Annotated in this window: 1 protein-coding gene; it reads right to left on the bottom strand. The window is 71.5% G+C overall.

The features are described 5' to 3' along the window. Positions 1 to 212: 212 nt before the first annotated feature. Complete coding sequence (locus tag SM452_RS22350; RefSeq protein WP_463840612.1) at positions 213 to 977, bottom strand: thioesterase II family protein; 765 nt, start codon at positions 975 to 977, stop codon at positions 213 to 215. Between the last annotated feature and the right edge of the window lie 25 nt (positions 978 to 1002).

The following is a 1002-nucleotide window of genomic DNA, read 5'->3' as shown; positions in this document are numbered from 1 at the left end:
GGTATGCAGGTAATCGCGCAGGACCAGGGACGGAAGGTACGGCCGGCTCATGGACACCTCGGCGCACGCGACAGTATGCCGCCTCGTCAGCGACGTCCCTTCGGCGAACGGATGGCAGACTTTAACACCGCTTCTCGGCCGTTCACCAGGTCGAATACCGGACATTGTGGAAGGTCCGGCACGGGTACGAGTCCTTACCCGTTCTTTGTCGCTTATTCCGCCACAGGGGTGTGACTGGCGACGATGTGTCGCATTAGGTCGATGATTTCCGGCAGATGGTCGGTAAGGAAGAAATGCCCGCCGGGAAACACGTGCCACCGCGGCTCGGTGACACATTCCCGGGCCCACCCCGCGGCCCGGTCCGGGTCCACGTGCTCGTCCCGGTCGCCGAGCAGCACGTGCACCGGCACCTCCAGCGGCGGCCCTTGGCGGTAGGCGTACCGCTCGGACAGCGCGAAGTCGGCCCGTACCCCGGGCAGGATCAGCTCCATCAGGTCGCGGTCGGCCAGCAGCGCGGCCGGCGTCGCCCCGAAGTCGCGCAGCGCGTCGATCAGACCGGCGTCGTCGAGGTCGTGCACGCGCCGCCGTACCAGCCGGGTCCCCGGCGCCTCCGCGCCGCCGACGAGCAACGCCAGCGGCGCGGGCGCGTCCCGGCGGCGCAGCTCCCGGGTCACCTCGAACGCCACCAGCGCCCCCAGGCTGTGGCCGAACAGCAGGTACGGCCCGGACGCCCGCTCGGCGACGGCTGTCGCCAGCGCGTCCACCAGCTCCGCGAGGTCGTCCAGCGGCGGCTCGTGCAGCCGGGCGCCCCGGCCCGGCAGCAGCGCGACCTGCACCGACAGCTCCGGCGCGGCCAGTTCCCGCCACTGCGCGAAGGAGGCGGCGACGCCACCGGCGTACGGGAAGACGAACACCTGGGCGTCGCCGGACGAGGAGCCGGCCGGCCCGAACCAGCGGCTCGCGGTCACCTGGGACATGGCCAGGAGCATAGGGCCGCACCAC

This window comes from Micromonospora sp. SYSU B005, from assembly GCF_055362685.1.
Note: the sequence above shows the minus strand (reverse complement) of the source record. Positions and strands in the feature narration are given on the sequence as shown.

Coding starts and splice junctions, on each gene's coding strand:
- SM452_RS22350 (WP_463840612.1), bottom strand. CDS start 977: ATGTCCCAGGTGACCGCGAGCCGCTGGTTCGGGCCGGCCGGCTCCTCG.